Genomic DNA, 25,248 nt, shown 5'->3' with positions numbered 1-25,248 from the left:
GTTACTTCTTCTTTTTCGGGGCGATGACCATAATCAGTTGGCGTCCTTCCATCTTAGGATGCTGTTCGACCGAACCGTATTCAAGCAAGTCACCTTCAACCCGCTTCAACAATTCCATCCCCAGCTCCTGGTGGGCCATCTCACGACCACGGAATCTTAACGACACCTTGGCCCTGTCCCCATCACTCAGGAAACGTACCAGGTTGCGCAGTTTTACCTGGTAATCCCCTTCCTCCGTCCCTGGACGAAACTTGATTTCTTTTACCTGGACCTGCTTCTGGTTCTTCTTCGCTGCAGCAACCTGCTTCTTCTTCTCAAAGATCGATTTGCCGTAATCCATCACACGGCAAACTGGAGGTACTGCGTCGGCAGAAATTTCTACCAGATCGAGCTTGGCTTCTTCAGCAATACGAAGCGCTTCATCAATCGAGACGATGCCAATCTGCTCGCCGTCAGCGCCAATTAACCGAACCTCGCGTGCTGAGATATTCTCGTTGATCGGGGCCTTCGGTGCAGCTCGTTTATCTTGTCTCATTTCACGCTTAATAATAATTACTCCGAATCATGGCGACCACGCCGGGAAACCGCTTGAGCGAGAAATTCAGCGAATTGCGCGACCGGCATTGAACCCAGGTCTACGCCTTCACGTGTCCGCACAGCGACAGTTTGCATTTCGACTTCTCGATCTCCAATAACCAAGAGATAAGGAACCTTGAGCAAAGTATGCTCGCGGATTTTAAAGCCGATCTTTTCATTTCTCAAGTCAGACTTGGCACGAAACCCGCTTTCAGACAGAGTTTTTTCTACTTCAAGGGCAAAATCTGCCTGTTTATCAGTGATATTGAGGATCACTGCCTGAGTAGGTGCCAACCAGGCCGGGAAAGCACCTTCGTAATGCTCGATCAAAATGCCGATGAAACGCTCGAAGGAACCGAGAATTGCACGGTGCAACATGACCGGGTGCTTGCGGCTGTTATCTTCCGAAACATACTCGGCACCCAAGCGGATTGGCAGGTTGAAATCGAGCTGCAACGTACCGCATTGCCATACCCTACCTAGACAATCTTTCAACGAAAATTCTATCTTGGGACCATAAAAGGCTCCCTCGCCGGGTTGCAGATCATACGGCAAACCAGCGATGTCGAGTGCGGCAGCCAGTGCTTTTTCTGCACGATCCCACAAATCATCTGAACCTACGCGCTTTTCAGGACGGGTCGACAGCTTGAGTTCGATATCCTTGAAACCGAAATCCGCATAGACATCCAGCGTTAATTTGATGAACGCAGCCGACTCGGCCTGCATTTGCTCTTCAGTACAGAAGATGTGCGCGTCATCCTGAGTAAAACCACGTACCCGCATGATGCCGTGCAAAGCACCTGATGGCTCATTGCGGTGGCATGCGCCAAATTCCGCCAAACGCATCGGCAATTCGCGATAGCTCTTCAGACCTTGATTGAATACCTGCACATGGCACGGGCAGTTCATCGGCTTAATGGCGTAGTCGCGGTTCTCAGACTGCGTGGTAAACATGTTTTCGGCGTAATTGGCCCAGTGACCGGATTTCTCCCAAAGGGAACGATCGACCACCTGGGGAGTTTTAATCTCCAGATAACCGTTTTCCCGCTGCACTTTGCGCATGTACTGCTCAAGCACTTGATAAAGGGTCCAGCCGTTCGGATGCCAAAAAACCATGCCCGGCGCTTCTTCTTGGGTATGGAACAGCCCAAGGCGCTTGCCGATCTTGCGGTGATCGCGCTTTTCAGCTTCTTCAATTCGCAGTATATAAGAAGCCAGTTGCTTTTTATCTGCCCAGGCAGTGCCGTAAATGCGCTGCAACTGTTCGTTCTTCGCATCGCCACGCCAGTAGGCGCCAGACAGCTTGGTCAGCTTGAACGACTTGAGGAAACGTGTATTCGGCACATGCGGGCCGCGACACATATCAACGTATTCTTCGTGGTAATACAGGCCCATGGTCTGTTGCTCGGGCATGTCTTCCACCAGACGCAGCTTATAGTCTTCGTGGCGAGCAGTGAAAACCTCAATCACTTCCGCGCGTGCGGTGACTTTTTTGACTACATCGTAATCTTTTTCAATCAGTTGCAGCATACGCTGCTCAATCGCTGCCAAATCGTCAGGCGTAAAAGGACGCTCGTAAGCGATATCGTAATAGAAGCCATCGTCGATCACGGGCCCAATAACCATTTTGGCCGTTGGGTACAGCTGCTTGACTGCATGCCCTACCAAATGAGCGCAAGAGTGGCGAATGATCTCCAGCCCCTCTTGATCCTTGGGGGTGATGATTTGCAGGCTTACATCGCCTTCAATCAGATCGCTGGCGTCGACCAGTTGGCCGTTGACCTTACCGGCCACGGTGGCTTTAGCCAGGCCCGCACCAATTGAAAGTGCTACCTCGGCTACTGAAACCGGGTGATCGAACGAACGCTGACTACCGTCGGGAAGGGTAATGGTTGGCATGGCGCCTCCTCTCCTAGTGGTGACCCCTACCAAAGGTCACGTGGGTTGGGATGAGCCAGTACAAGATTCGGCGGTATTCCTGCCTCACAGTGGCAGGAGCCCGAAGGCCAACCGTTTAACCGAACCAAAGTGACTGGAGTGAAAAATGGGGATGTAGCCAATAAAGCGATTACAAAGACCAGCTGAGCATTTACCCGCCACTCTTAGATATTCAGCCGCGCATGCTATCACAACATGTCCATAAAGGACGCTTCGATGTAACTCAAATCGCCGAAGACAACTGAAAAAAGTCGTTTACTGAACTAGAGGAGGTAAATCACCCTCAGAGATAGGGTGACGTTGTGACACGCCCCTCTCATCACAAGGAGTATTCAAGCATGCGCGCTTATCGCTTATTCACCCTCGCCGCGTCCCTCGCGATGCTGCTGCCTTTAGCCGCTCACGCCGCTCAAGCCGTTTGGCCAGGTGGTGGACGCGCTCAATTCGTTAATGACTGCGTTGGTATTGCTAGCAAAAATCTCGGCCAGGCCTCAGCTCAGGCGCATTGTGACTGCGGGGCGGATACCGCCGAGAAAAAACTCAGCCCCGCCGAAATGAAGGCACTTGATGACCAAACGGAAACAGGCCGCGCTGCACGTGCGAAGTTGCTGAAAGAAGTCGATACGGCGTGCCCGCGAAAATAGAATATTTAGCGGTCGAAAGGAGCAATACCCGACCGATTTATAGCTTTTTTTCACTTTTTTACAGCGAAAGTGGATTTTTTTAAAGCTGTCTAAATGGGGTAAAAGCCCCGTAGATCGGGGCTTTCAACAGGAATGCCTCCTACCTAAGGTGTATTGCGTGTGTAAACAATGGTGCGAAAACGCTCTACACCCAAACATTTCGACTATGATACCTCGGTGTGCCCAGTTGGCCTGAGCAGCACAGTACTACTGAAAAATTATGTTCTTGGAGATACACCATGTCTAATCGCCAAACCGGCACCGTAAAATGGTTCAACGATGAAAAAGGCTTCGGCTTTATCACTCCTCAGGGTGGCGGTGACGACCTGTTCGTACACTTCAAAGCTATCGAAAGCGACGGTTTCAAAAGTCTGAAAGAAGGCCAGACCGTTTCGTTCGTGGCTGAGAAAGGCCAGAAGGGCATGCAAGCTGCTCAGGTTCGCGGCGAGTAATCTGCCCGAGCCAAGCTCTTGAGTTTGTGAAGAACCCCGTCCACGTGACGGGGTTTTTTATGGGCAAAACAGAAGCGCCCCGCCCAGCGTTAGCCGCAATTGACCCGATTAATTATCGCCAAGTCATCGGTATTGAGATTCAAACGGTCCGAACGGTAATCCAGCGTCACGATGGTATCGGGCTTTAGCAATCGAACGCTCCAGGCCCCTGCCTTGATCCGAGCCTGCTCCAACAGTTCGGGGGATGCTTTCTTGCCGATCGCGAAATTAGCGGCGGCAGCGTTGCAGTTGCTGTGCCCAACCTCAGCTTCCGGTGCCTGAACCGGTTCTGGTTGAGTGCTGCACCCGGCCAGTGCGGCTGCGGCGATGAGACACCCCAACGGTGCGAACTTCCAAGGCATATAACCTCCTTTCTAATAAACGGTTTTCGGTGGGAGTCTGCCTCAGCCGGTTATCCGACGCGCAATCCAATCGTGTCTAAACGTGTTCAATACACATCCACATAATCAAACCTTGGATTAGCCCAATTGTCCTTCAGCGCATTGAATATCTGCATGACCCACACCGCATCGCTGGCGGGGATAGGTCCTACACATCCGGAGCCCGCCGACCATGTTTCGAGGCGGAACAGCAAGCCGTCTATATCGACACCGCCTACCGCCGACGACGAGATATAAGCGCTACCGGTCTTGGTCACGCGCAATTGGTTGTGAACATCATCGTTGCCTGCGGCGATCAGTTGGCGCACGGCATCTAAAGTGAAACTGGCAGGGTTGTTCAGATTAATTTGCACGTCGGCAACCTCATAACTTTTCAATAAGTCTGGCATGAACCTCGCTTCATGCCTAAGTCTGAGTGTCAAATGATGGTCAAGATGCTTTACTGACCCGCTTTAGCGTGCGGTATTGCTGCGAAATAGCTGCGCGAGCCTTTTTTTGGAATCAATGAGATAGAAATGGCAATCGTATCAATCGACGCTGACATCAAGGCCAAATGGCCTCAGGGACAATGCTCGTATAGCCCCGGTAGCGCCGAAGAAATGGCAATTATCGGCATAGACCTGCTGGTTAAAGAACTGGGCACCGAAAGCGCCCAAGTATTTATCAGCCAAGTTTTCGAGAGATACCCGGCGGGACACACTGATGAGTAAAGGTCGCTAGCCAACGACATTTTCGCCGACCGCATTCAGGAAACCAGCTGTGTTACTTCAAACGACCCAGTCGCGTAGTCAGCAGATCAAAAAAACCTTGGGCATCGCCGTTCTCAACCCAGAATACGTTTTTGTCTTGTTTGAGCGTGTCGTACCAGTCAACCACGGTCTGGCCGAACGTAATACCCTCGCGACTGTCGATAGTCAGATTGACTTGCTTACCGGAGAACAGCTCAGGTTTGAGTAAGTAAGCAATCACGCTGGCGTCATGTACCGGCCCACCCGGCAGGCCGTAGTGCACCATGTCCGCTTTGACGTATTCGTTAAGAATATCGCCCACTAATTTGCCCGCCTGATTGTTTAACGCCTCGATCTGCTTAAGCCGCAGCTCGCTGGTGAGAATTTTATGGGTGACGTCCAGCGGGATGTAGGTCAACTTGACGCCGCTGGCCAGCACTATCTGAGCAGCGTGGGGGTCGGCAAACATGTTGAACTCTGCAACCGGCGTGATATTGCCGCCGTTGAAGTGCGCGCCGCCCATGACAATGACCTCTTTAATGCCCTGAGTAATTTCCGGCGCTTGTACCAATGCCAGCGCCAGATTGGTCTCGGGGCCAAGTAACGCCAGGGTAATACTGTGCGGCGGCGCTTTGCTCAGGGTTTCTATCAGATAATCCACCGCATTGCCTTTGGCCAGCCCCACCTTGGGCTCATGCACCGCAACACCAGGCAGGCCTTCTTGACCATGAATGTTCTCAGCGTATATCGGCGTACGCAACAAGGGCTTGGGTGCGCCTGCGTAGACCGGCACTTCTTCGCGCCCTGCCCATTCGCGGGCTAACCGGGCATTGCGTGAAGTTTTATCCAGACGCACATTGCCAGCCACCGTGGTGATCGCCAGTACGTTCAGTTCTTCAGGCGATGCCAATGCCAGAAGCAGCGCCACTAAGTCGTCTGCGCCCGGATCGGTATCGATGATCAGGTTGCGTTTTTCGGCCGCCTGCACAGCGGTAACACTGAGTAAGGACAAAAGCACGACACTCCGAACAAGTTGCTGCAGGTAATAGGTATAGCGTGGCATGTGAAATTCCCTATTCAAACGCGCTAAGCGCTTAACGCCTCGTTAGAAGGTAACGCCTGCGACTAAAGCAATATTGGTATACGGCTGGCATTCACCGGTACGCACGATGGCTCGCGCAGAACGGCTCAGCTTTTTAAGTTCTTCATGACTGACCAAACACTGCTGACCCAAGCCGCCTTGAAGATGCAAACCCTCAACAACGACTAACGCCGGAGGTTGTTTATCCAGCATCTGCTCGGCAATCACATGGCTCTCGACCTGCATTTCTGTCAGAACGATCCGCAACACACTGGCAAAATCGGGAATACCTGGCGTCAGCGCCAGATCGATCAACTCGATGCCCGACGGCACCGGCATTCCGGCGTCGACAATCATCAGGATGTCGCCATGCCCCAACGAAGCGATTACCCGCGACAGAGCGATATTGAGCAGGGGTGTCTTTTTCATGGCAGATAGAAACTCTGGACGTCATTAAAGGTGGGAATGGAGGGTTGTGCTCCCGCCCGCGTGACCGACAACGCGGCAGCAATCTGACCAAACTCGATGGCGTGCGCCTCGCTCTTGCCCTGCGCCAAAGCCGCTGCGAAACCACCAACGAAGGTGTCTCCCGCCGCCGTGGTGTCAACCGGTTGGACCTTGGGCGCTGGAAAATGTTGAAAGCATTGACCGTCAGCAAACAACAATCCCTGAGCCCCAAGAGTGATGATGACCCTTGCAACGCCTGCCTTTAGCAGTGTGCTCGCGGCTTTTTCGGCAGATGTCAGAGAATCCACCGCCAGCCCGCTCAACGCTGCGGCCTCGCTCTCGTTGGGAATCAGATAGTCGATCATCGGAAACCAAGCAGTTGGTAATGGACCTGTGGCTGGAGCCGGATTGAGGATTACGATCTTGCCCAGTTCTCGACCGCGCTTGAGGGTGTAAGCGACGGTATCCATCGGTACTTCAAGCTGACAGATAATCACGTCCGCTTCGGCCAGTTTGGCGTCAAAGGCCGCCATTACCTCGGGGGTCAATCGACCGTTGCCGCCAGCCACGATGACAATCGCGTTCTGACTACTGGCGTCTACCACAATCAGCGCGACGCCACTGGAAATACCGATCGCGGTTGTCACCGCTGTGCAATCGATCTGCTCAGTCACTAGCGCGGCACGCAGTTGTTCGCCATAAGCGTCTTCACCGACGCATCCCACCATCGCAACGTGGGCGCCTAGCCGCGACGCGGCGACCGCTTGATTGGCGCCTTTACCTCCCGGCACAGTGATGAACGATTCACCTGCCAGCGTTTCACCGGCGCGCGGCAAGCGTTCTGCCCGAGTGACCAAGTCCATGTTCAGGCTGCCTACTACCACTACGTTTGCTTGCATGCGTCAGCACTCTTTAATCTGTTTCAGCGGCTATCTGTTCAACGAAAAGCGTCGAAAATTTTGGTTGGCGCAGCTGTGGACTCACGAATAACAATGCTAGGAGCAACGATGCGCTGCTCTACGGCGGTACCGGTTGGCGCTGAGATCCTCCGCAGCAGCATCTGCGCGGCCATTTCACCTAGTTGCAAAATCGATTGTCCGACCGTTGTCAGTGCCGGATAAACGAAGCGGCTCATCTGGATGTCATCGAACCCAATCACTGACAGGTCGCTAGGCACATGGACATTGCGCTCGGCTGCCGCTCGCAACACACCGAAACCAATCATGTCGTTACCCGCAAAAATGGCCGTTGGCGGGTTGTGATCCAACAAGCCAACAGCCGCTTGATATCCGCCCGGACTAGTAAAATCACTTTCCACCACCCATTCATCCGGCACGGCCACCTTAGCCTCAAGCATTGCCCGGCGATAACCAGCAAGGCGCATTTGCGCCACACTAGTCTTCGCAGGCCCACAGATACATGCGATATGCCTATGACCCAACTCTAAAAGATGGCAGGTGGCCAGATACGCCCCCAGTTCATGATCGATTCTTACCAAATCAGCTACAGTGCCTTCCAGATCACGGTCGACCACCACCATCGGCGTGCGCACAGCCAACAATCCTTCGTCCATACCGATACCGCCCCCCACAGAAGAGACGATCAAACCATCGACGCGCTTCTCCAGCAGTACACGCAAGTAACTGCGCTGCTTGTCTGGATTGTCGTCAGCGTTACATAAAATCACGCAAAACCCATTGCGCTCGCAATAGTCTTCGATACCCCGCGCCAGCTCGGCAAAATACGGGTTGCTGCCGTTGGGAATCAACAGGCCAATGGTCGAAGTCGCCTTGGCCTTGAGCGACCGGGCGACGGCGCTGGGCACATAGTCGAGGGTAATGATGGCAGCCTCAACCTTGATCCGCACTTGGTCACTGACTGGGCGGGTTTTGTTCAGAACATGGGATACCGTTGTGTAGGAAATCCCCGCCAGTGCAGCTACATCCTTGATAGTCGACATATCAAGCTTGCCTACGTGCGCGGTTGCTGCGGTAGGTATCAAGCACCACTGCGATGACTATCACCGCGCCGGTAATAATGCGTTTAGTTGGCTCGGTAGCGCCGATTTGCGCTAACCCGGCGGCCAGTACCGAAATAATCAAGACGCCGAAGAAGGTACTGATCACTGATCCACGGCCACCCATCAAACTAGTACCGCCAATGACAACCGCAGCGATCACTTGCAACTCCAAGCCAGAGCCCGCGTTTGGATCGGCGGCTTCCAGACGCGAAATTTGAAACAGCGCCGCAACGCCAGCCAGCAGCCCCATCAGCGAAAACACCAGAATTTTGTAGGGCTTTGGATTGATCCCGGCCAGACGGACCGCTTCTTCGTTGGTGCCGATCCCGATCAGGTAACGACCGAAGACAGTACGAGTCAGCACCGCTTGGGCAATGAAAATGACGACCAGCGCAATGATGAACGAAGGCGATATTCCGAAAGCAATCGGGTTCGACAGCCAGGCGTACGCGTCTCCAATGTACGCGGTGCGCGAGCCGGTCATCTGATAAGCAACGCCACGGGCCATCTCCAGTACACCGAGGGAGACAATAAAAGATGGGATTTTCCAAGCCACTGTGATCGAGCCGGTAACAGTCCCGGCAATGGCGGCGCAGACCATTCCCAGCAGCGCAGCGGGCACAACGCCCCAGCCCCAACCAAGGATAGCGACGCTGACAGCGGACGCTGCCAGGGCTAAGACCGAGCCGATCGACAAGTCGATGCCCCCGATAATCAGGACAAAAGTCATGCCCACCGCCAATACCATCAAGTCCGGAATCTGATTGGCTAGAGTGCTGAATGTTTCGTAAGACAGAAAGTGATCGCTGAGGACGGAAAACAGCACAATCATGACGACTAACGCGCCCGCCAGCCCCAGATAAGTGCCAAGACCGTAGTAATTACCGCTGCGTTTTCCGGGCGATGGCATTGTCTGATTCAAAGGGGGCGTGGTGGTAGAGGTTTTCATGAATGGTTCCTGGGCGCGGCCTCATTGAGCAGCGCATCACGTTTTTGATAGCCGGCAAACGCGGCGGCAAGCAGTTCGTCCTGGGTCCAGGTCTCGCGCTCGAATGTATCGATCAGGCGGCCGGCGGACAACACACCGATACGGTCACAAATCAGCATCAGCTCGCGCAAATCACTGGAGACCACTACCAGCGCCCTGCCCTGACGAGTCAATTCGCCCAGCAGCGCATAAATATCAAACTTGGCGCCGACGTCGATACCGCGTGTAGGCTCATCGAACAGCATCACGCTGCAGTCACGCTCCAACCAACGACCGATAACGACTTTCTGTTGATTGCCGCCCGACAGCTCTGAGACCAATTGAGTGGGACCGGAGCTTCGAATACGCATAGCATCGACCTGACGCTGAGCCAATTGCATTTCATCGCGGCCGTTAACCACGCCACCTTTGGAAATTGACGGCATGTTGCCCAGAGCAATGTTGGCGCTGATCGATTGAGTGAGCAGTAAACCTTCACCCTTGCGGTCTTCGGTAATCAGCGCGATACCTTCTTTAACTGCGTCGACCGGTGAACGAATGGTCACCGGTCGCGAAGGAAACCCTAACGCCAAGGTGCCAGTATCCGCGAGGTCTGCGCCGTAGATCAGCCTTAAAAGCTCCGTGCGACCCGCCCCGATCAATCCGGAGATCCCGAAAATCTCACCACTTTTCACATCGAACGAAACGTCCATCACCTTGTTCGAGCGTCCCAGACCCCTGACCGACAAGGCCACCTCGCCAATATGGCGAGGGCCCAGGTCAATATGCTCTCCCAGCTCGCGTCCAACCATCAACGTGACCAGTTGCTCACTGTTGTAATCAGCCATTGGCTCGACGCAGACCAACTGGCCGTCACGCAATACAGCAATCCGTTGTGCGACACGGGCCAGCTCTTCCAGCCGATGGGAAATATAAATGATCGACACGCCGCGTGCTTGCAGGCGGGTGATCTGTTCAAAGAGCATTTCGACTTCACGCGACGTCAGCATCGCCGTCGGTTCGTCGAGAATCAGTACATGGCAATCGCCAATCAAGTTGCGGGCAATCTCGACCATTTGTTGGTGGCCAATTCCCAGCTCGCTGACCAAGGTGTCTGGATCGATCGCATCCAATCCGACCTGGGCCATGGCCTGAATCGCATCAGCACGCAATTGCTTGCGATTGATCCAGCCGCCACGGCTTGGCAGGTTATCAAGGAACAGGTTTTCCGCCACGGACAACGTCGGCAACAAGTTCAGCTCTTGCATGACCATGCGAACCCCAAGCTGTTCTGCCTGGGTTCTACTGGCGGGCGCGTAAGCTTGACCCTGAAAATGCATCTGCCCGGTAGTCGGCGTTACCAGCCCGCCAATAATTTTCGACAGCGTGCTTTTACCTGCACCATTTTCGCCGGTTAGCGCCAACACTTCACCGCGCATCAGCGTCAGGTTGATGTTGCCGAGTACAGGTTGAGCGTAGGTTTTGCCAACACCACTGACCGATAGAACAGTCGCCTGAGCAGACGCTGACATGGAAATCTCCAGGCGCCCACCGCTATGGCAGGCGCTCTTATTGCAGAAGAACGACTATTGCAGAGTATTACGGCTTAGTAACCAACTCGACGGGCGTTTCAATTCGGTCGCTGGCGCTGTCGGCCTTACCATTTTTGATGATTTTCAAAGCTGCTTCGATACCAAATACAGCTTGCTTGGCAGCGAACTGATCCGCCGTCGCCAGCACCCGGCCGTCTTTGAGCATTGGCTTGATCGCATTGATGTTGTCATAACCGACCACTTGCACTTTGCCAGCCTTGCCCGCCGCGCGCACAGCAGAAACAGCGCCTAATGCCATGCTGTCGTTACCTGCCAACAGTGCCTTCACGTTCGGGTACTCGTTGAGGATGGCCGACGCTACAGCGTTGCCTTTATCGATTTCCCAGTTACCCGACTGCGTGGAGACGATTTTCATCCCCGAAGCGTCCATCGCATCCTTGAAGCCAGCGGTGCGTTGCTGAGCGTTGGTGGTGGTTGATACACCTTCAATAATCCCGACCTCATCGCCTGGCTTCAGCTGTTTGGCCAAGTAGTCACCCACTATACGAGCGCCTTTGCGATTATCAGGCCCTACGAACGGCACACTCATCCCTTTGCTTTTCAGTACTTGCGGGTCGAGTTGGTTGTCGATGTTGATCACCGTAATACCGGCGTCTTGAGCCTTCTTTATGACCGCAACCAACGCTTTAGAGTCGGCGGGCGCGATGACCAGTGCGTTGACTTTCTGCACGATCATTTGGTTGACGATAGAGATCTGCGCAGTGGTGTCGGATTCATCTTTAATACCGTTAGATATCAGGTCGAAATCAGCCGAATGTTGTTTCTGGTAGGCCTTTGCTCCATCTTCCATGGTCAGAAAAAACTCGTTGGCTAATGATTTCATCACCAACGCAACTTTTGGTTTTTCAGGGGTCTGAGCATGGGCGACGGAAAGCGGGAGGATCGCCGAGGCGGCGGTGAGCATGGCGACAGCGAGAAGACGAGCAGCGAATGGCAGCTTCATGGGTTCACTCCGATCTTATGATTATTTTTTGCAGTGTTAGCGAAAGACGCAAACGTTTGCGTGAATGGACTATAGAACGGTGGAACCATTTGTCAACCCTCGCCTCTCGGGTCTTTACAGCGATGCTCTTATTTATTACGCGGGTTCATTGCTGCCCATAAATGTCCTCGCTAGATTAGCTGCATCACCGGTTGCGAAAAACTCCACAGTGAAATACTGTATGAACATACAGCATATCGGAGGATTCCTCGTTGGCAAGATCAACTGCAACAGCACCCAAAGCCCTCAGCGCCTATGAACAGCTTGGGACTAGAGTTCAGAAGATAATCAATTCAACCAACGCGCAAAAATCGAGAACGGCACTAATTATCCGTCAGCCAGAAGAACTGGAAGATGATTGGAATCAACTACTAAGTGAAATAGCCGAGAACGATAACGTCACCCTCGCCTACCGCGATGACGGTGGCGTACAGATTTTCTGGACGGTACCGAAGGAAGATTGAGGCATGCTTTTTAGAGTCATTACTTTATTGGTATTAAGTTTTTCCATTGCCGCCCACGCGGATCCCCCCCACACTTTCAACGAAGCAAAAAAAATTGCCTGGGGGCTTTATGCGCCGCAATCAACCGAGTTTTATTGCGGCTGCAAATACAATGGTCACCGAGTTGATATTGCCGGGTGCGGTTATGTGCCGCGTAAAAATGTCAGCCGTGCCAAGCGTATTGAATGGGAACACATCATGCCTGCCTGGCAGATCGGCCATTTGCGCCAATGCTGGCAAAACGGTGGACGAAAGAACTGCACCAAGAACGATCCGGTCTACCAGAACGCTGAAGCCGATTTGCACAACCTGGTGCCGAGCATTGGTGAGGTCAATGGCGATCGAAGCAACTTCAGTTTTGGCTGGCTTCCCGTCCAATCAGGGCAATACGGTTCTTGCCTGACTCAAGTCGATTTCAAAGCCAAGAAGGTCATGCCTCGACCGTCGATTCGCGGAATGATCGCTCGGACCTATTTTTATATGAGCAAGCAATACGCCCTGCCCCTGTCGAAACAGGATCGTCAACTATACGAAGCCTGGAACAAAACGTATCCGGTGGAGGCTTGGGAAAGTCAGCGCAATCAGCGAGTGGCTTGTGTGATGGGACGAGGTAATGAATTTGTCGGGCCGGTGAATCTGAAATCCTGCGGCTGACCGCCGGAGCGCTCGATCGACGCAAAAAGTCCGCACTTATAAATAAAGTGCGGACTTTTGAAGGAGCCGGATGACACCTTACGATGCGTCGGCTGCATCCTCTTCAGCCTGGATGCGCAGAGAGCGCTGGATCATCAGCTCCGATGCGTAGTCAGCGGCCAATTCTGCTGCGTCAACTGGCTCGACGACGCCACGGCTGATCAAACCGGTCAAGGCCGAGGCTGCAAACATATCCCAAATGTCTTGTTCATCATCAAGCAGTGACATGCGACTTCCTCGTATAAATTGAGACGGCACTGTAACACCGGACGCTGGGAGACGTTGTAAGTCAGCTCCAAAAAAGCAGATCAAATCTTGAGAATGCCACCCGCACCTCTCGGTATTTCCACTCATCGGAAGTTCATTCAATATCGTTCAAATTAGTGCAATTTCTCTACGACCAAGAAGTCGGATAAAAAGGCCCTGTAGAAACGTTTTTTCGAGCGACAGCAACTGCGCCTTAGCTGCTTGAAGTTATCGACATGCCACATTGTGGACGTTAACTGACGGAGGCACATTGATGGACCAGCAAAAGGAATTTGAAATTTATTATGTGTTCAACGCAGAGCAGAGGCACTTTACTCATAACGCCGCCCATTTATGTGAAAGCGAAGCGTTGCACATCGCGACGCTTCACGCGGGGATCGTAAGCGCCTGCAGCCAAATCGCCGCAGGCCCCCTTCGCTTGGCACTCCAGCAAGCCGAAGGATTAGGTGTTACTGAAGTGCAATGGAAGCGCTCATGCTAACAACGTACTAAATGGCCGCATATTCGCCAGTTCCTTCTGGCCACGGGGTCAAAATTTCAAAGCCGGTATCTGTCACCGCGACCATGTGTTCCCACTGAGCAGACAGGGATTGATCGCGGGTCAGTACTGTCCAGCCATCAGGCAATATTTTAGTTCCGGGTTTTCCTGCATTGATCATCGGCTCAATGGTGAACACCATCCCGGTCTTCAGTTTCATTCCCTGCCCGGCACTGCCGTAATGCAGCACCTGCGGGTCCTCATGATAGTTACGACCGATGCCGTGCCCGCAATAGTCGCGAACTACGCTAAAACCTTCGCGGTGCGCAACACTTTGAATGGCATAACCGATATCGCCCAGTGTTGCTCCGGGACGAACGGCGAGAATACCGGCGCGGGTCGCTTCATAGGTGGTTTCTACCAGACGCCGTGCCAACGAGCTGACTTCGCCCACGAAATACATACGGCTGGTATCGCCAAACCAGCCATCCTTGATTACCGCTACATCGATGTTAATGATGTCGCCATCCTTGAGGATGTCTGAAGAGGACGGAATGCCATGGCACACCACCGTATTTGGAGAAATACAGGTGGTTTTTGTAAAGCCGTGGTAGCCGACATTGGCCGGAATGACTTTTAGCTCGTTAATGATGAAGTCGTTGCAAATATCATCCAGCGCTTCGGTGCTGACGCCGGCTTTCACGTGGCGACCAATCATTGCAAGTACGTCTGCGGCCAATCTACCGGCGATTCGCAGCTGAACCAGATCTGCCTCAGTCTTGATGCTGATGCTAGGGCTCATCGCAGCGCTTCCTGAGATTGGCCGCTCTGAGCAGCCAGGTCGAATGGAGTCGTCGATAATACGCTGCCACCCGCGTGTCCGGCACGAATGAGCAGTTGGCAAATATCGCTGTAATTCAATCCAGGATGCAGTTCCGCCATCATCCCGACCTTCATCCAATGTTCGGCTTGTGCATTAATAGAACGACTCAACGCTGCACTAGCAGCTCGCGCATTGGCATGCATTTGTTCTGAGATTTTTACCAGCCCCATTTCTACACCTCGCAATCAATATACGAAGCATATATGGTTCATTTATAAATAATCAACAAGGAGGGAGAAAATTGGGTTGAGCAGGTGATCGGTGACGACATCACATCAGGTTTACGCCATCAATCTGTAAGGCACTCTGACAACGACAAAGCCAGCTGACTAATCGCGTCTTGGTCGACGCCCGTGAGCGCGCGGTAATGCAGGATAACGACCCGTTCAGCCTCAGTCAGGCTTTCGATACGCAGCGGCGTTCGGCGCCCAGACAATAAGTAAAGTACGTCAACGCCTTTGAAACTCAAAGCCGCCAGGTAATCGGATCGCGGTGTACGCTGACCACTTTCGTATTTACCTTGCGCGTTGGCTTCAACGCCGCCGATTGCGGCGAAATCATGTTGAGAGAGCCCTAGCGTCTTGCGCTCTTCTTTCAACCGCGAACCGAGATGATTCATTTGGGTTTACCTAAAGAGGAATATCACTCATAACCATACGCGCACTTTGCTTACGGAGTTGAACAATAAAACGAGTGTCTGACTAAGTTGGAGATCTAAGTTCTCAAATCCCTGAATAGCGCGTGGCAAACAGCTCCACAGGCCTCATGGAAGGGGCCTTATGCCGTTAATTGGCGCATTTATTTCAAAGTTAAATTAATTGGACGGTCTGACCAAAGGGACTATTTGGTTCGTCCTCTTGTAAAAAACAACGAACCAAAAAAAGGCAACGTGGGCGTGTTCTCAATCCAGCCAGTGAGGATCTGAGCCACGTCGCCATTGAAAGCGAGGGCGGGCGCGCGGATTACCACGAGCTACTCGCAGAGGCGCGGTGATCGCCTCTATATGAGGGCAGCGCCGGGGCGAGGGCTGGAAAAAGCAAATTACACGATCACCAATTGGCTATCCAAACAATCAATCAGAGGAGCCTGATCGTCAACAACCTCAGCGCGTTGCTGGCTGAGCAAAAGGCGCGCCCTATTAACATCAAACGTCTGCCCTTTGGTCTTCATCTCGGCAAAAAGTGCACCACTAATACGAAAATGACCGCACTCAGGGCAATCAAGCTCAACCCAATCGCCCCAGGTTTTAATGCGCTGTGCTACGACATTACAAATCAAGCAATTCATCGCCAATCCTTAATTTATGACACCTGAACTGTAGTCTGTATTGACTGAATGTGGTCAGCCTTCAAAGCGACCTCCCATCAAGCTCCGACGCTTTGACCGCAACGGGCTCCAGCGTCGCAAGGTCTACCAACGTGAAATGCCCACTACCATCCGAACGCCAGCCGCCGGTGTCGATATAAAAGACATTACCCAGCCACTGCGCCTTGCGTAAAGGACTGTGTCCAACCAGTAAGGCACGAATATCTGGAATACCCGCAGTATTCATATTCTGAAGACGTTCACGGGACCATTGGCAATGATCTTCGATCTGCTGTTGATCCGCGCCCTGTTCGGGCAATATTTTTCGGAGTCGTTCCCATGTAGGCAGTGGACAATCCGCGTGGACGATTCCAACAAGCCCAGTCGAAGTTTCAACCTCAATGGCAATCGGCATGTCCGCAAAACAAGCCGCAAACTGCCGTTGAAGACTGGGAGAAAGCTTAAGAAACCAAGCGCCTCCGCTAGCGCGATACATTTGATAGTCGATACTTTGCTGCCGCACATGCTGAATGGCCAGTGCCTCATGGTTGCCCTGCACTGCAAAAAACCATGGCTTTGCCAGCCATTCAAGCGACTCCTTACTTTCTGGTCCCCTATCGACAAGATCACCGACGCTAAACAAACGATCCACCGTCGAATCAAAACCAATAAAGTGCAATGCATCGCGCAGCCGACTGAAATGCCCATGAATATCACCGACAGCAAAGTCTCGGCCATCGATATTCCTTTCACAGTGCTGGAATTTGCTCAAAACCTATCTCCTTCCCCACCGAACGCTTTCATCGTGGCACAGACCACCAAGCGTGCGCGAGTTGTGAGGTTTGAACGATTGGTAGGTGACGACAACGTGTATTCCGCGGTTTCGTCGTCTGATGACTCTAATTTCATTATTCATAGCGGTCCTCCATCAGGCCTGGGAGCCAAGCACTAGTCATTGGAGAGGCCACAAGATCTGGCCGTTCGGTATCGTGGACGATTGGTGCTTAACCGCTCTCTTATGAATTATTCCAACGGTAACTGTCAGATAAAATACTAATCGCCCACCACGAGGTGTAGCTTTAACCTCGAATGGATATAGAAAAACTCCTTCGGAGCTCAAATGAATGGTATCGGTACTCGTTTAAAAGAAGAACGCAAACGGCTCGGTCTTTCCCAGACAGAGCTGGGCGTAATCGGCGGGATTGAGCCCAATTCTCAAGGCATGTATGAACGAGGCCAACGCTTCCCCAATGCCACTTACCTTTCGTCAATTGCTGATTCCGGAGTCGACATACTGTATGTCGTCACTGGCGTGAAAAAAGTACAAGCCGCTGATGGGATATCGGCCATAGAAACCAAAGTTTTGCATGAACTGGACGGCTTGCCCAAGGATGTTCAGATGGATATAAAGCAGTTGATAACTACGCTGTTCAAATCTGACTGATGCATAGATCACCGCGTCCGTGACCCCAAAATTATTTCAAATATTAGACCGTGATTGATGATCAGGTGGCTGCCGTGACCCTCGAAGAAATGAACATCCCAGCGGAAATAAAACGCGCCGCCGCCGATATTATCGAAGGTATTGAACAAGCCACAGGAATGCTTGATGCAACAATGGCTGGGGGTATCGCGGAAGGCTTTGTGCTAGGGCTTGCTTGCTTGAAGGCGATAAGTCCTCAACATCTTGATGAGCTTGAGAGGCTATTTGGTCAAGCGACTGGTCGGAAGATGGCCTTGCTGCGGTAGCTGTCCGCGTTCTTCCTCTCAAATAATGCGAGCATTTGCCTTGGACTTTCTCCAGATTCGCGATCACCCGCGACACCTTGCCTCTGGCTAACACTTTCTCGTGCAGGATGTGTCAAGCTCCAGTGTGTCCATCGGAGTCAAGCTGATTACCCTTCCGTGCACGGCGTCATGCCAGGCGCACAACAAAAAGGGGCTCACCTTTCGGTGAACCCCTTTATAGACCGCCCAGCAGAGCGGATTTTGTTTGGTAGGCGCGATTGGACTCGAACCAACGACCCCCACCATGTCAAGGTGGTGCTCTAACCAACTGAGCTACGTGCCTGCTGTGGGTCGGCATTTTACGGAAATATCAATGTGTGTCAACCTCTTTTTGCACGCTAACTCCCTGAATACGCGTATTTTTTTTAACCGCCTCAAAGAAGCTGATTTCATCGCTGGCTGGTGACAGTTTTTCTTCTGAGGTACGATCTGGGCACCCGTAAAAAATATAAAACAGAGGTTGCAGGATGACGAACACTCCTTATCCACAGTCTTATTACGCCGCATCGGCAAACGCCGCGCCTGTGCGTCCTCGCCTGGAGGGAGATGTAGAGACCGATATCTGCATCATTGGCGCCGGGTACACCGGGCTTTCCAGTGCGCTGTTTCTTCTGGAGCATGGTTTCCAGGTTACCGTTTTGGAGGCTGCCAAAGTTGGCTTCGGTGCGTCAGGGCGCAACGGCGGCCAAATTGTTAACAGCTACAGCCGTGACATCGATGTGATCGAACGCACGGTGGGGCCCAAGCAGGCTCAGTTACTCGGGCAGATGGCGTTTGAGGGCGGTGCGATAATTCGCGAGCGGGTGGCCCAGTACCAGATAGATTGCGATCTAAAAGACGGCAGCGTATTTGCGGCAGTCACTGATAAGCAAATGGCGCATCTGAAGGGGCAGCAAAAACTCTGGGAGCGCTACGGGCATACTCAGCTGGAGTTGATGGACAAACGCCGCATCGGTCAAGTTATCGGTAGTGAGCTGTACGTCGGTGGCCTGCTTGATATGAGCGGCGGGCATATCCACCCCCTCAATTTGGCCTTGGGCGAGGCGGCGGCAGTTGAATCCTTGGGGGGTGTCATTCACGAACAATCAGCGGCAATTCGAATCGAACGCGGTCCGCAACCTGCCGTTCATACTGAGCAAGGTAGGGTCCGGGCACGTTTTATCATCGTCGCGGGTAACGCCTATTTGGGCAACCTGGTGCCAGAGTTGGCAGCCAAATCGATGCCTTGCGCAAGTCAGGTGATTACCACCGAGCCCCTAAGCGCCGAGCTGGCCGAGAGTTTATTGCCGCAGGACTACTGCGTTGAAGACTGTAATTATTTGTTGGACTATTACCGCCTCTCCGCCGATAAACGCCTGATTTTCGGCGGTGGTGTCTCGTATGGCGCTCGGGACCCGAGGAACATTGAAGCGATTATCCGGCCCAAGATGTTGAAAGCTTTTGCGCAGCTCAAGGACGTTAAGATTGATTACACATGGACCGGAAACTTCCTGCTGACCCTATCGCGCTTGCCCCAAGTCGGGCGAATCGGCGACAACATTTACTATTCCCAGGGTTGTAGCGGCCACGGGGTGACATACACCCACCTTGCCGGCAAGGTGTTGGCTGAAGCGTTGCGCGGTCAAGCGGAAAGGTTCGATGCCTTTGCTGGATTGCCTCACTATCCGTTTCCAGGCGGGCAATTATTACGCACTCCCCTTACAGCCTTAGGCGCGTTGTATTACTCGCTGCGAGACAAGTTGGGAGTTTAAACCGCACAAAAAACGGCGCTCAGTGCGCCGCTTTCTAAAAGCGGGAAATGACTATTGAGCCTTTAACGCCTTGGTCGCTTCGCCCGCTGCTTGTTCTTGCCCAGCCTGCGATAACGCTTTTGCCGCGTTCAACCAACGTTGCTGATCGACCTGTGCCGGGAGTTGCCGTGGCCCTTGGATCAGCACCGCCCAGTGACCGGCGTCGTTCCAGGCCGATGTGAAGCTGCTGAAACTCATCAACAGTCGACGGTCCATGCCCGCGTGCAGCAATACCGTCTGCTTATTGCGGTTGTAGCCAATTAACAAGGCGTATCGAGGTTTAGACCACCAGGCGGAACCTTCAGTTATACGTAGCATGACCGGGAATCCGGCGGACACTTGAGCCAGTAGCGCGTCTAATTCGCCGTCCAGCGGATACACAACAAAACCATATTCCCGCGCCAGGTTTTGCATGTTGCGCTCAAGGTTGGCCTCACCTCCCGGTAACTGCAGCGGTTTATCCAACAGCCCAGGGGTAATAATTACACCTTGCTGCGACAACATGGCGGCCAGAGTTCCCGGCCCGCTTTGATAGACATTGCCCTTGAAGAAAGGCACCGAGTTAAGCTCGACCCTATCGGGCAACCGCTTCATCGCCGGTGTCACGCCGCTGGCGCAGGCTGTCAAGGACAGCATAAAAACCAATACCAGACTAACGCGACGGGAGGGATTGGCATGAAATTGAGGTAAAACCGGCAAAATGTTCACTCGCTTAAAAACTAGCGCCGGGCAACTCGCGACCCCGCTTGGACACTGATCATAGGATGCTCACTGTCTGGGGTATAGCTCGATTTGCGCCCATTTTCTCCTTGGATAGACCAAATCAGTCATACGCCTAAGACCATTGGTCAACAGACAGAAACATTGCTTGTTCTAGACTGTCGATTAGTTAGACGCAGACCGTCACCACATCGGGGGATGTATGAGCCTGGGAATGACAATCGTAATGCTGGTTGCAGCATGGTTAGCTATCGCATCTGCCATGCTATGGGGGTTGATGCGAGTTTCTCGCCACCATCATCCTCGCGCCAAACCCGCGTCCGTGAAAAAATCCTCCACCGCGACTAGTCATCCCATTACCTCGCATTAGTTCGCGGCCCTGTTCAGTTCACTTCTTTGCTTTACGCGACAGCATGTTCAGACCCTCGATCACCGCCGAGAACATCATGGCGGCATAAATGTAGCCTTTGGGTATGTGCATGCCAAAGCCGTCGGCAATCAACGTCATACCAATCATGATCAAGAAGCCTAAAGCCAGCATCACAATGGTCGGGTTGTCGTTGATGAATTTTGCCAGCGGTTCGGAAGCAACCAGCATCACAACCACCGCAGCGATTACAGCAATCATCATGATCGGTAAATGCTCGGTCATGCCCACAGCGGTGATGATGCTGTCGATGGAAAAAACCATATCCAGTAACAATATTTGCCCAATAGCGGCAGCGAAGCCAAGCGTTACTCCCGGACTGCTGACTGCTTCATCGTCGGTTTTGTGAGCGACGCTGTGGTGGATTTCAGTTGTAGCTTTCCATAGCAAAAACAAGCCGCCCGCAATCAGGATCATGTCTTTCCAAGAAAAAACCTGGCCGAACACCTCAATCACCGGCGCAGTTAGCCGCACGATGTACGCGGCAGTACTGAGCAATGCCAAGCGCAGAATCAACGCCATACTGATCCCGATGCGCCGTGTTCTGGCGCGTTGATGTTCGGGTAATTTGTTGGTCAGAATCGAGATAAAAATCAGGTTATCGATACCTAATACGATTTCCATCACCACCAATGTTGCCAGCGCAATCCAAGCGGTGGGACTAGAAGCCAGTTGTAAAAGATATTCCATGTATGAGAACCCTGATTCAGCCTAAAACATTGATTGAGGTGCCCGGATGCCTCGACTCAAGGCGTAACAACAGCGCGCATTCTAGGAAAAGTGACACATCAGTAAAATTCGTATTTTCACCGCGTATACTTCGGTTTTTACGAATCGGCTATCTCATGCTCAATTACCGACAATTGCATTACTTTTGGGTAGTGGCGAAAACTGGCAGCGTAGTGCGCGCTTCAGAGCAACTGAATCTGACTGCCCAGACGATCAGCGGGCAGATTAGCTTGCTCGAACAGACCTATGGCATGGATTTGTTTCGAAGGGTGGGTCGGCAGTTAGAGTTAACCGAGGCCGGGCGCCTCGCCCTGCCCTACGCCGAACAAATGTTTCAGCTCGGCGGGGAACTGGAAGCCCTACTTCGCGCTCAGCCGGATGAGCAACAGATACTGTTTCGTATAGGTGTTGCAGACGTGGTGCCCAAATCAATCGTGTACCGGCTGATTGCACCCACGATGGAGTTGACAGAGCCCATTCGCATTACTTGCCGCGAAGACACGCTTGATCGTTTGCTGGCTGACTTGGCTATTCAGCGCCTCGACTTGGTCATTTCCGACAGCCCAATGCCTTCGCACCTGGACATTAAAGGCTACAGCCAAAAACTGGGCGAGTGCGGCATCAGTTTTTTCGCAACTAAAGCGCTAGCCGAGCACTATGGCACCGACTTTCCCACATGCTTGCAAGGCGCACCGCTATTGGTGCCAGGACAAGAGACGGTGGTTCGCAGTCGCCTGATGCGCTGGTTCGCCGAGCAAAACATTCGCCCGCGCATTGTGGGTGAGTTCGATGACAGCGCCCTGATGAAAGCCTTCGGCAAATCCGGCAGCGGCATTTTCATCGCACCGAGCGTGATCGCAGACGAGGTTAAGTCTCAATACGGCGTGGAGTTGATTGGCCACACCGACGCGGTGACCGAGTCTTTTTATGCGATTTCCGTTGAGCGCAAAGTGAAACACCCCGGCATTGTCGCCATAACCGAAAGTGCTCGACGCGAGCTATTTACTGCGCCCGGCTAAGCACAGACCGGCACCGGTTTGAAGAACATCATCCACGACGCCAATAGGATCGACACCACGATAATCCCGGCGGCAGCGAACCCCAGACTGCCAAGCCCGAGATGGTCAATCACACGACCGCCGATGATCGCCCCTAAGCCGATACCCAAATTGGCCCCGGCAATATTTAACGACGCTGCAAAGGCTGGCGCCTGGGGCGCGGCCTTCATCAGCCGTACATGGCTGACCAAAAACAACGCTGCTTGAGTAATGCCCCAAACCCCCAAGGCCAAGGCCAGGCCCAGGATTGAATGCATGCTCGGCACAACGGCCACCATGCCAGTGACCATGAATACGCTAAACACCAGACTGGCAATCAACGGGTGATGATCCACCATGCGCCCGCCCAGGGAATTGCCTAGCAGGCCCACAGCGCCGAAGCCCATCAGGCACCAACCCACCACTGTGCCGTTGAAACCGGCCAACCGTTCGAGCATGTCCGCCAAGTAGGTGTACGCCGTGAACATGCCGCTGAACACCAGCACCGACAACAACACATGCCCGAGCATCAATGGACTGCGCAGAATCTTGAACTGAGTCCACAAGGACGCTGGCGCGACGTGTTTATGGGTGACGGGTAGGTAAATCAACAGCAGAAGCGCCTTGGCAAACGCCACCACCGCCAAGATCGCGAATGCGCTGCGCCAGCCAAATGCATCGGAGATCAAAGTGCCTACCGGAATGCCAAACACCGTCGCACAGACGATACCGAACCCGATCTTGGCGATGGCGCGTCCGGCGTATTCCGGGCCAACAATATCGACAGCCGTTTCGCTCGCTAGCGCCCAGAATACCGGTAACCCCAACGCGGGAATCAACCGAGCACAGGCCATAACCCCAATGTTGGGCGCCAGCGCCGCCAGCACGTTCGAAAGGCTGAACATGATCAGAATGATGACGAACAGCCGCTTGCGCTCAAAACGCGAAAAGTAAGCGGTCAGAAAAGGCCCGAAAGCGGCCACAGTGAACGCAAACAACGTTACCAACAGGCCCGCTTGCGAGACACTGACATCCAAATCACGCGCGATGGCAGGCAATAGGCCAACAATGATGAACTCTGTGGTCAGCACGGTAAAACCGGCAGCAGACAACAGCAGAATAGGGAACAACATGAACACTCCAGAACGGCGACACGGATCATTCAGCAGCGAAGATCTGTAGGGTACGCAGGGGAAAACGAATAGTAACAGAGTGTCGCGCGGCTAAAACCGTGCAATAAAAAACCGCTGCATGAATGGCTCAGGCAGCGGTTTGGCGCTAGCGATGCAGCCTGTTCAACGAATCAGTACAAAACCAATCAATACGAACCCATATAGTCGCGCTTGCCGACTTCAACGCCGTTGTGGCGAAGGATCGCGTAGGCCGTGGTGATGTGGAAAAAGAACTGCGGCAGGCCATAACCCAACAGGTAGGTTTGGGCGTCGAAGCGCTTTTCTTTTGGCGTTCCGGGGCGAGTGATGATTTCGCGATCTTCCTGACCGTTAATTTGCTCAGGTTCTATAGTGGCAATGAACGCGAGGGTCTTTGCAATCAAGGCATGCAGCTCGGCAAAGGTTTTTTCCGAGTCGTCAAACTTCGGTGCGTCAATGCCAGCCAGACGAGACGAGACGCCTTTGGCGAAATCCACAGCGATTTGCACTTGGCGAACCAGCTGGAACATATCCGGAAACAAGCGCGCTTGCAGCAGCGCGTCAGGCTCGATGGATTTGGTGGTGACATGCGCGTCAGCCTTGGCCAGAACGTCGCTCAACGCGGAAAGCATTTGCTTGAAAACCGGGATGGAAGTTGCGTACAGGGAGATAGTCATGGCAGGTCCTGGGTTTAAGGTAAGTGATTATAGTCATGGAGGGCCGCGAAGCGGCTTGTCTTTTGTATCGCCGAGCCCCTAGGCTAGTGGCCTTTGAACGCCTAGGGAACGCACCATGTCTACTGAGCCTGTATCCACCGACTCTGCCGATAAGCTGCAACTAAACAGTGCGGAGATCCGCATCCTAGGCTGCCTCATTGAAAAGAAGGCCACTAACCCCGAGACCTATCCCCTCACGCTCAACGCTGTGGTAACCGCTTGTAACCAGAAAACCAGCCGTGAACCGGTAATGAATCTGACCCCGGGCCAAGTCGGCCAAAGCCTTCGAGCCCTTGAAGGTCAAGGGCTGACTCGGTTAGTGATGGGCAGCCGAGCCGACCGCTGGGAGCACCGGGTCGACAGAGCCTTGGAACTGGTACCGGCTCAAGTAACGCTTAGCGGATTATTGTTCTTGCGGGGTCCGCAAACCGTCAATGAACTGATGACACGCAGCAACCGCATGCATGAATTCGAAGACGTGGAACAAGTCGTCCATCAGCTGGAACGCTTGATCGCCCGTGGATTGGCCGTGCTGCTGCCGCGTCAATCCGGCCAGCGAGAAGATCGTTACGTGCATACGCTGGGTGACCCTGATGATATCGACACAATTCTTGCAGCGCGAAGCAACCAGCCTGAACGGTCGGGAGGTGGAAACATTCCTGCTTTCGCAGAACGGTTTGATGAATTGGAAGCGCGGATAGCCGCCTTGGAAGAGCGCTTGTCGAAACTGGAATAACTAAGCGGCTTGTCGACTTCCGATTGCTAACCTCTGTGGGAGCGCGATAATAGCCGTCAGGCACACTTACACAATATTTACTCACGCGTTTCGCAGAT

Annotated in this window: 32 protein-coding genes and 1 tRNA gene; 11 read left to right on the top strand and 22 right to left on the bottom strand. The window is 53.1% G+C overall.

Annotated elements, in window-relative coordinates:
- Position 1: 1 nt before the first annotated feature.
- A complete protein-coding gene (gene infC / locus QN378_RS04765; protein WP_296251578.1) occupies positions 2-553 on the bottom strand; it encodes a translation initiation factor IF-3 in 552 nt (183 codons plus the stop codon).
- A complete protein-coding gene (gene thrS, locus QN378_RS04760) occupies positions 553-2,475 on the bottom strand; it encodes a threonine--tRNA ligase (RefSeq protein WP_322202692.1) in 1,923 nt (640 codons plus the stop codon). Before thrS ends, infC begins: the two co-directional genes overlap by 1 nt.
- Before the next feature lie 377 nt (positions 2,476-2,852).
- Between thrS and QN378_RS04755 the strand changes: the two genes are divergently transcribed.
- Together QN378_RS04755 and QN378_RS04750 are read left to right on the top strand one after the other, a co-directional pair.
- Entirely contained in the window at positions 2,853-3,158 is a 306-nt protein-coding gene (locus tag QN378_RS04755; RefSeq protein ID WP_322202689.1) for a hypothetical protein, read from the top strand.
- Positions 3,159-3,436: 278 nt separating this feature from the next.
- Positions 3,437-3,649: a cold-shock protein gene (locus QN378_RS04750; protein ID WP_003234260.1), complete on the top strand. Its 213-nt coding sequence runs from the start codon at positions 3,437-3,439 to the stop codon at positions 3,647-3,649.
- Positions 3,650-3,738: 89 nt separating this feature from the next.
- Here QN378_RS04750 and QN378_RS04745 read toward each other — a convergent pair whose 3' ends face one another.
- Positions 3,739-4,050 carry an I78 family peptidase inhibitor gene (locus QN378_RS04745; protein WP_323549397.1) on the bottom strand — a complete coding sequence of 104 codons (312 nt, stop codon included), beginning with the start codon at positions 4,048-4,050 and terminating at the stop codon, positions 3,739-3,741.
- A gap of 86 nt (positions 4,051-4,136) precedes the next feature.
- Positions 4,137-4,442 carry a hypothetical protein gene (locus QN378_RS04740; RefSeq protein WP_322206846.1) on the bottom strand — a complete coding sequence of 102 codons (306 nt, stop codon included), beginning with the start codon at positions 4,440-4,442 and terminating at the stop codon, positions 4,137-4,139.
- Between the two features lie 162 nt (positions 4,443-4,604).
- Here QN378_RS04740 and QN378_RS04735 point away from each other — a divergent pair, with 162 nt between their 5' ends.
- Positions 4,605-4,799 (top strand): hypothetical protein, encoded by a 195-nt coding sequence (locus QN378_RS04735; RefSeq protein ID WP_322202685.1) that lies wholly within the window; start codon positions 4,605-4,607, stop codon positions 4,797-4,799.
- A 52-nt stretch (positions 4,800-4,851) separates the two neighbouring features.
- Here QN378_RS04735 and QN378_RS04730 read toward each other — a convergent pair whose 3' ends face one another.
- From QN378_RS04730 to QN378_RS04700, 7 genes are all read right to left on the bottom strand, one after another.
- Positions 4,852-5,880 (bottom strand): nucleoside hydrolase, encoded by a 1,029-nt coding sequence (locus QN378_RS04730; protein ID WP_322202683.1) that lies wholly within the window; start codon positions 5,878-5,880, stop codon positions 4,852-4,854.
- Between the two features lie 42 nt (positions 5,881-5,922).
- Positions 5,923-6,327 carry a D-ribose pyranase gene (gene rbsD / locus QN378_RS04725; protein WP_322202681.1) on the bottom strand — a complete coding sequence of 135 codons (405 nt, stop codon included), beginning with the start codon at positions 6,325-6,327 and terminating at the stop codon, positions 5,923-5,925.
- Positions 6,324-7,244, bottom strand: a complete 921-nt coding sequence (gene rbsK / locus QN378_RS04720) for a ribokinase (protein ID WP_322202679.1) — start codon at positions 7,242-7,244, stop codon at positions 6,324-6,326. The genes rbsD and rbsK overlap by 4 nt, the downstream gene beginning before the upstream one ends.
- A 38-nt stretch (positions 7,245-7,282) precedes the next feature.
- Positions 7,283-8,305 (bottom strand): LacI family DNA-binding transcriptional regulator, encoded by a 1,023-nt coding sequence (locus QN378_RS04715; RefSeq protein WP_322202677.1) that lies wholly within the window; start codon positions 8,303-8,305, stop codon positions 7,283-7,285.
- A 1-nt stretch (position 8,306) separates the two neighbouring features.
- Positions 8,307-9,275, bottom strand: coding sequence for an ABC transporter permease (locus QN378_RS04710; RefSeq protein ID WP_322206845.1), 969 nt, complete (start codon positions 9,273-9,275; stop codon positions 8,307-8,309).
- Between the two features lie 35 nt (positions 9,276-9,310).
- Positions 9,311-10,864: a sugar ABC transporter ATP-binding protein gene (locus QN378_RS04705; protein WP_322202675.1), complete on the bottom strand. Its 1,554-nt coding sequence runs from the start codon at positions 10,862-10,864 to the stop codon at positions 9,311-9,313.
- A gap of 67 nt (positions 10,865-10,931) precedes the next feature.
- Complete coding sequence (locus QN378_RS04700) at positions 10,932-11,888, bottom strand: sugar ABC transporter substrate-binding protein (RefSeq protein ID WP_322202673.1); 957 nt, start codon at positions 11,886-11,888, stop codon at positions 10,932-10,934.
- A 251-nt stretch (positions 11,889-12,139) separates the two neighbouring features.
- Between QN378_RS04700 and QN378_RS04695 the strand changes: the two genes are divergently transcribed.
- Complete coding sequence (locus QN378_RS04695) at positions 12,140-12,391, top strand: DUF1654 domain-containing protein (protein WP_323549398.1); 252 nt, start codon at positions 12,140-12,142, stop codon at positions 12,389-12,391.
- Between the two features lie 3 nt (positions 12,392-12,394).
- Positions 12,395-13,084: an endonuclease I family protein gene (locus QN378_RS04690; protein ID WP_323549399.1), complete on the top strand. Its 690-nt coding sequence runs from the start codon at positions 12,395-12,397 to the stop codon at positions 13,082-13,084.
- 78 nt (positions 13,085-13,162) lie between these two features.
- On the opposite strand, the gene QN378_RS04685 is transcribed toward QN378_RS04690, so the two are convergent.
- Positions 13,163-13,351: a hypothetical protein gene (locus QN378_RS04685; protein ID WP_322202667.1), complete on the bottom strand. Its 189-nt coding sequence runs from the start codon at positions 13,349-13,351 to the stop codon at positions 13,163-13,165.
- Between the two features lie 292 nt (positions 13,352-13,643).
- Here QN378_RS04685 and QN378_RS04680 point away from each other — a divergent pair, with 292 nt between their 5' ends.
- Positions 13,644-13,871, top strand: coding sequence for a DUF6555 family protein (locus QN378_RS04680; protein ID WP_322202665.1), 228 nt, complete (start codon positions 13,644-13,646; stop codon positions 13,869-13,871).
- Between the two features lie 7 nt (positions 13,872-13,878).
- On the opposite strand, the gene map is transcribed toward QN378_RS04680, so the two are convergent.
- The 5 genes from map to QN378_RS04655 form a co-directional block, all read right to left on the bottom strand.
- Complete coding sequence (map, locus tag QN378_RS04675; RefSeq protein WP_322202663.1) at positions 13,879-14,670, bottom strand: type I methionyl aminopeptidase; 792 nt, start codon at positions 14,668-14,670, stop codon at positions 13,879-13,881.
- Positions 14,667-14,921 carry a ParD-like family protein gene (locus tag QN378_RS04670; RefSeq protein WP_322202661.1) on the bottom strand — a complete coding sequence of 85 codons (255 nt, stop codon included), beginning with the start codon at positions 14,919-14,921 and terminating at the stop codon, positions 14,667-14,669. The genes map and QN378_RS04670 overlap by 4 nt, the downstream gene beginning before the upstream one ends.
- 119 nt (positions 14,922-15,040) lie before the next feature.
- Positions 15,041-15,370 carry a helix-turn-helix transcriptional regulator gene (locus QN378_RS04665; protein ID WP_322202659.1) on the bottom strand — a complete coding sequence of 110 codons (330 nt, stop codon included), beginning with the start codon at positions 15,368-15,370 and terminating at the stop codon, positions 15,041-15,043.
- A gap of 422 nt (positions 15,371-15,792) precedes the next feature.
- Entirely contained in the window at positions 15,793-16,038 is a 246-nt protein-coding gene (locus QN378_RS04660) for a hypothetical protein (RefSeq protein WP_323549400.1), read from the bottom strand.
- Positions 16,039-16,099: 61 nt separating this feature from the next.
- Entirely contained in the window at positions 16,100-16,828 is a 729-nt protein-coding gene (locus QN378_RS04655) for a metallophosphoesterase (RefSeq protein WP_322202655.1), read from the bottom strand.
- Between the two features lie 348 nt (positions 16,829-17,176).
- Here QN378_RS04655 and QN378_RS04650 point away from each other — a divergent pair, with 348 nt between their 5' ends.
- Both QN378_RS04650 and QN378_RS04645 read left to right on the top strand, forming a co-directional pair.
- Entirely contained in the window at positions 17,177-17,500 is a 324-nt protein-coding gene (locus QN378_RS04650) for a helix-turn-helix transcriptional regulator (RefSeq protein WP_322202653.1), read from the top strand.
- A 74-nt stretch (positions 17,501-17,574) separates the two neighbouring features.
- Entirely contained in the window at positions 17,575-17,805 is a 231-nt protein-coding gene (locus QN378_RS04645) for a hypothetical protein (RefSeq protein WP_322202651.1), read from the top strand.
- A 245-nt stretch (positions 17,806-18,050) separates the two neighbouring features.
- Here QN378_RS04645 and QN378_RS04640 read toward each other — a convergent pair.
- Positions 18,051-18,127 (bottom strand) — tRNA-Val (locus QN378_RS04640).
- 184 nt (positions 18,128-18,311) lie between these two features.
- On the opposite strand from QN378_RS04640, the gene QN378_RS04635 reads away from it, so the two are divergent.
- Entirely contained in the window at positions 18,312-19,595 is a 1,284-nt protein-coding gene (locus QN378_RS04635; protein ID WP_323549401.1) for an FAD-binding oxidoreductase, read from the top strand.
- A 51-nt stretch (positions 19,596-19,646) separates the two neighbouring features.
- Here QN378_RS04635 and QN378_RS04630 read toward each other — a convergent pair whose 3' ends face one another.
- Positions 19,647-20,270, bottom strand: a complete 624-nt coding sequence (locus tag QN378_RS04630) for a peptidase C39 family protein (RefSeq protein WP_322202647.1) — start codon at positions 20,268-20,270, stop codon at positions 19,647-19,649.
- Positions 20,271-20,742: 472 nt separating this feature from the next.
- Positions 20,743-21,471, bottom strand: coding sequence for a TerC family protein (locus QN378_RS04625; RefSeq protein WP_322202645.1), 729 nt, complete (start codon positions 21,469-21,471; stop codon positions 20,743-20,745).
- Between the two features lie 155 nt (positions 21,472-21,626).
- On the opposite strand from QN378_RS04625, the gene nhaR reads away from it, so the two are divergent.
- Entirely contained in the window at positions 21,627-22,529 is a 903-nt protein-coding gene (nhaR, locus tag QN378_RS04620; RefSeq protein ID WP_322202643.1) for a transcriptional activator NhaR, read from the top strand.
- Here nhaR and QN378_RS04615 read toward each other — a convergent pair.
- Positions 22,526-23,680 (bottom strand): MFS transporter, encoded by a 1,155-nt coding sequence (locus tag QN378_RS04615; RefSeq protein WP_322202641.1) that lies wholly within the window; start codon positions 23,678-23,680, stop codon positions 22,526-22,528. The genes nhaR and QN378_RS04615 overlap by 4 nt on opposite strands.
- A 185-nt stretch (positions 23,681-23,865) precedes the next feature.
- Positions 23,866-24,375 (bottom strand): DUF1993 domain-containing protein, encoded by a 510-nt coding sequence (locus QN378_RS04610; protein WP_322202639.1) that lies wholly within the window; start codon positions 24,373-24,375, stop codon positions 23,866-23,868.
- 115 nt (positions 24,376-24,490) lie between these two features.
- Here QN378_RS04610 and QN378_RS04605 point away from each other — a divergent pair, with 115 nt between their 5' ends.
- Positions 24,491-25,150 carry a YceH family protein gene (locus QN378_RS04605; protein WP_322202637.1) on the top strand — a complete coding sequence of 220 codons (660 nt, stop codon included), beginning with the start codon at positions 24,491-24,493 and terminating at the stop codon, positions 25,148-25,150.
- Positions 25,151-25,248: the final 98 nt, after the last annotated feature.

The sequence above is a fragment of the Pseudomonas sp. 10S5 genome (genome assembly GCF_035019745.1).
Taxonomy (GTDB): domain Bacteria; phylum Pseudomonadota; class Gammaproteobacteria; order Pseudomonadales; family Pseudomonadaceae; genus Aquipseudomonas.
Note: the sequence above shows the minus strand (reverse complement) of the source record. Positions and strands in the feature narration are given on the sequence as shown.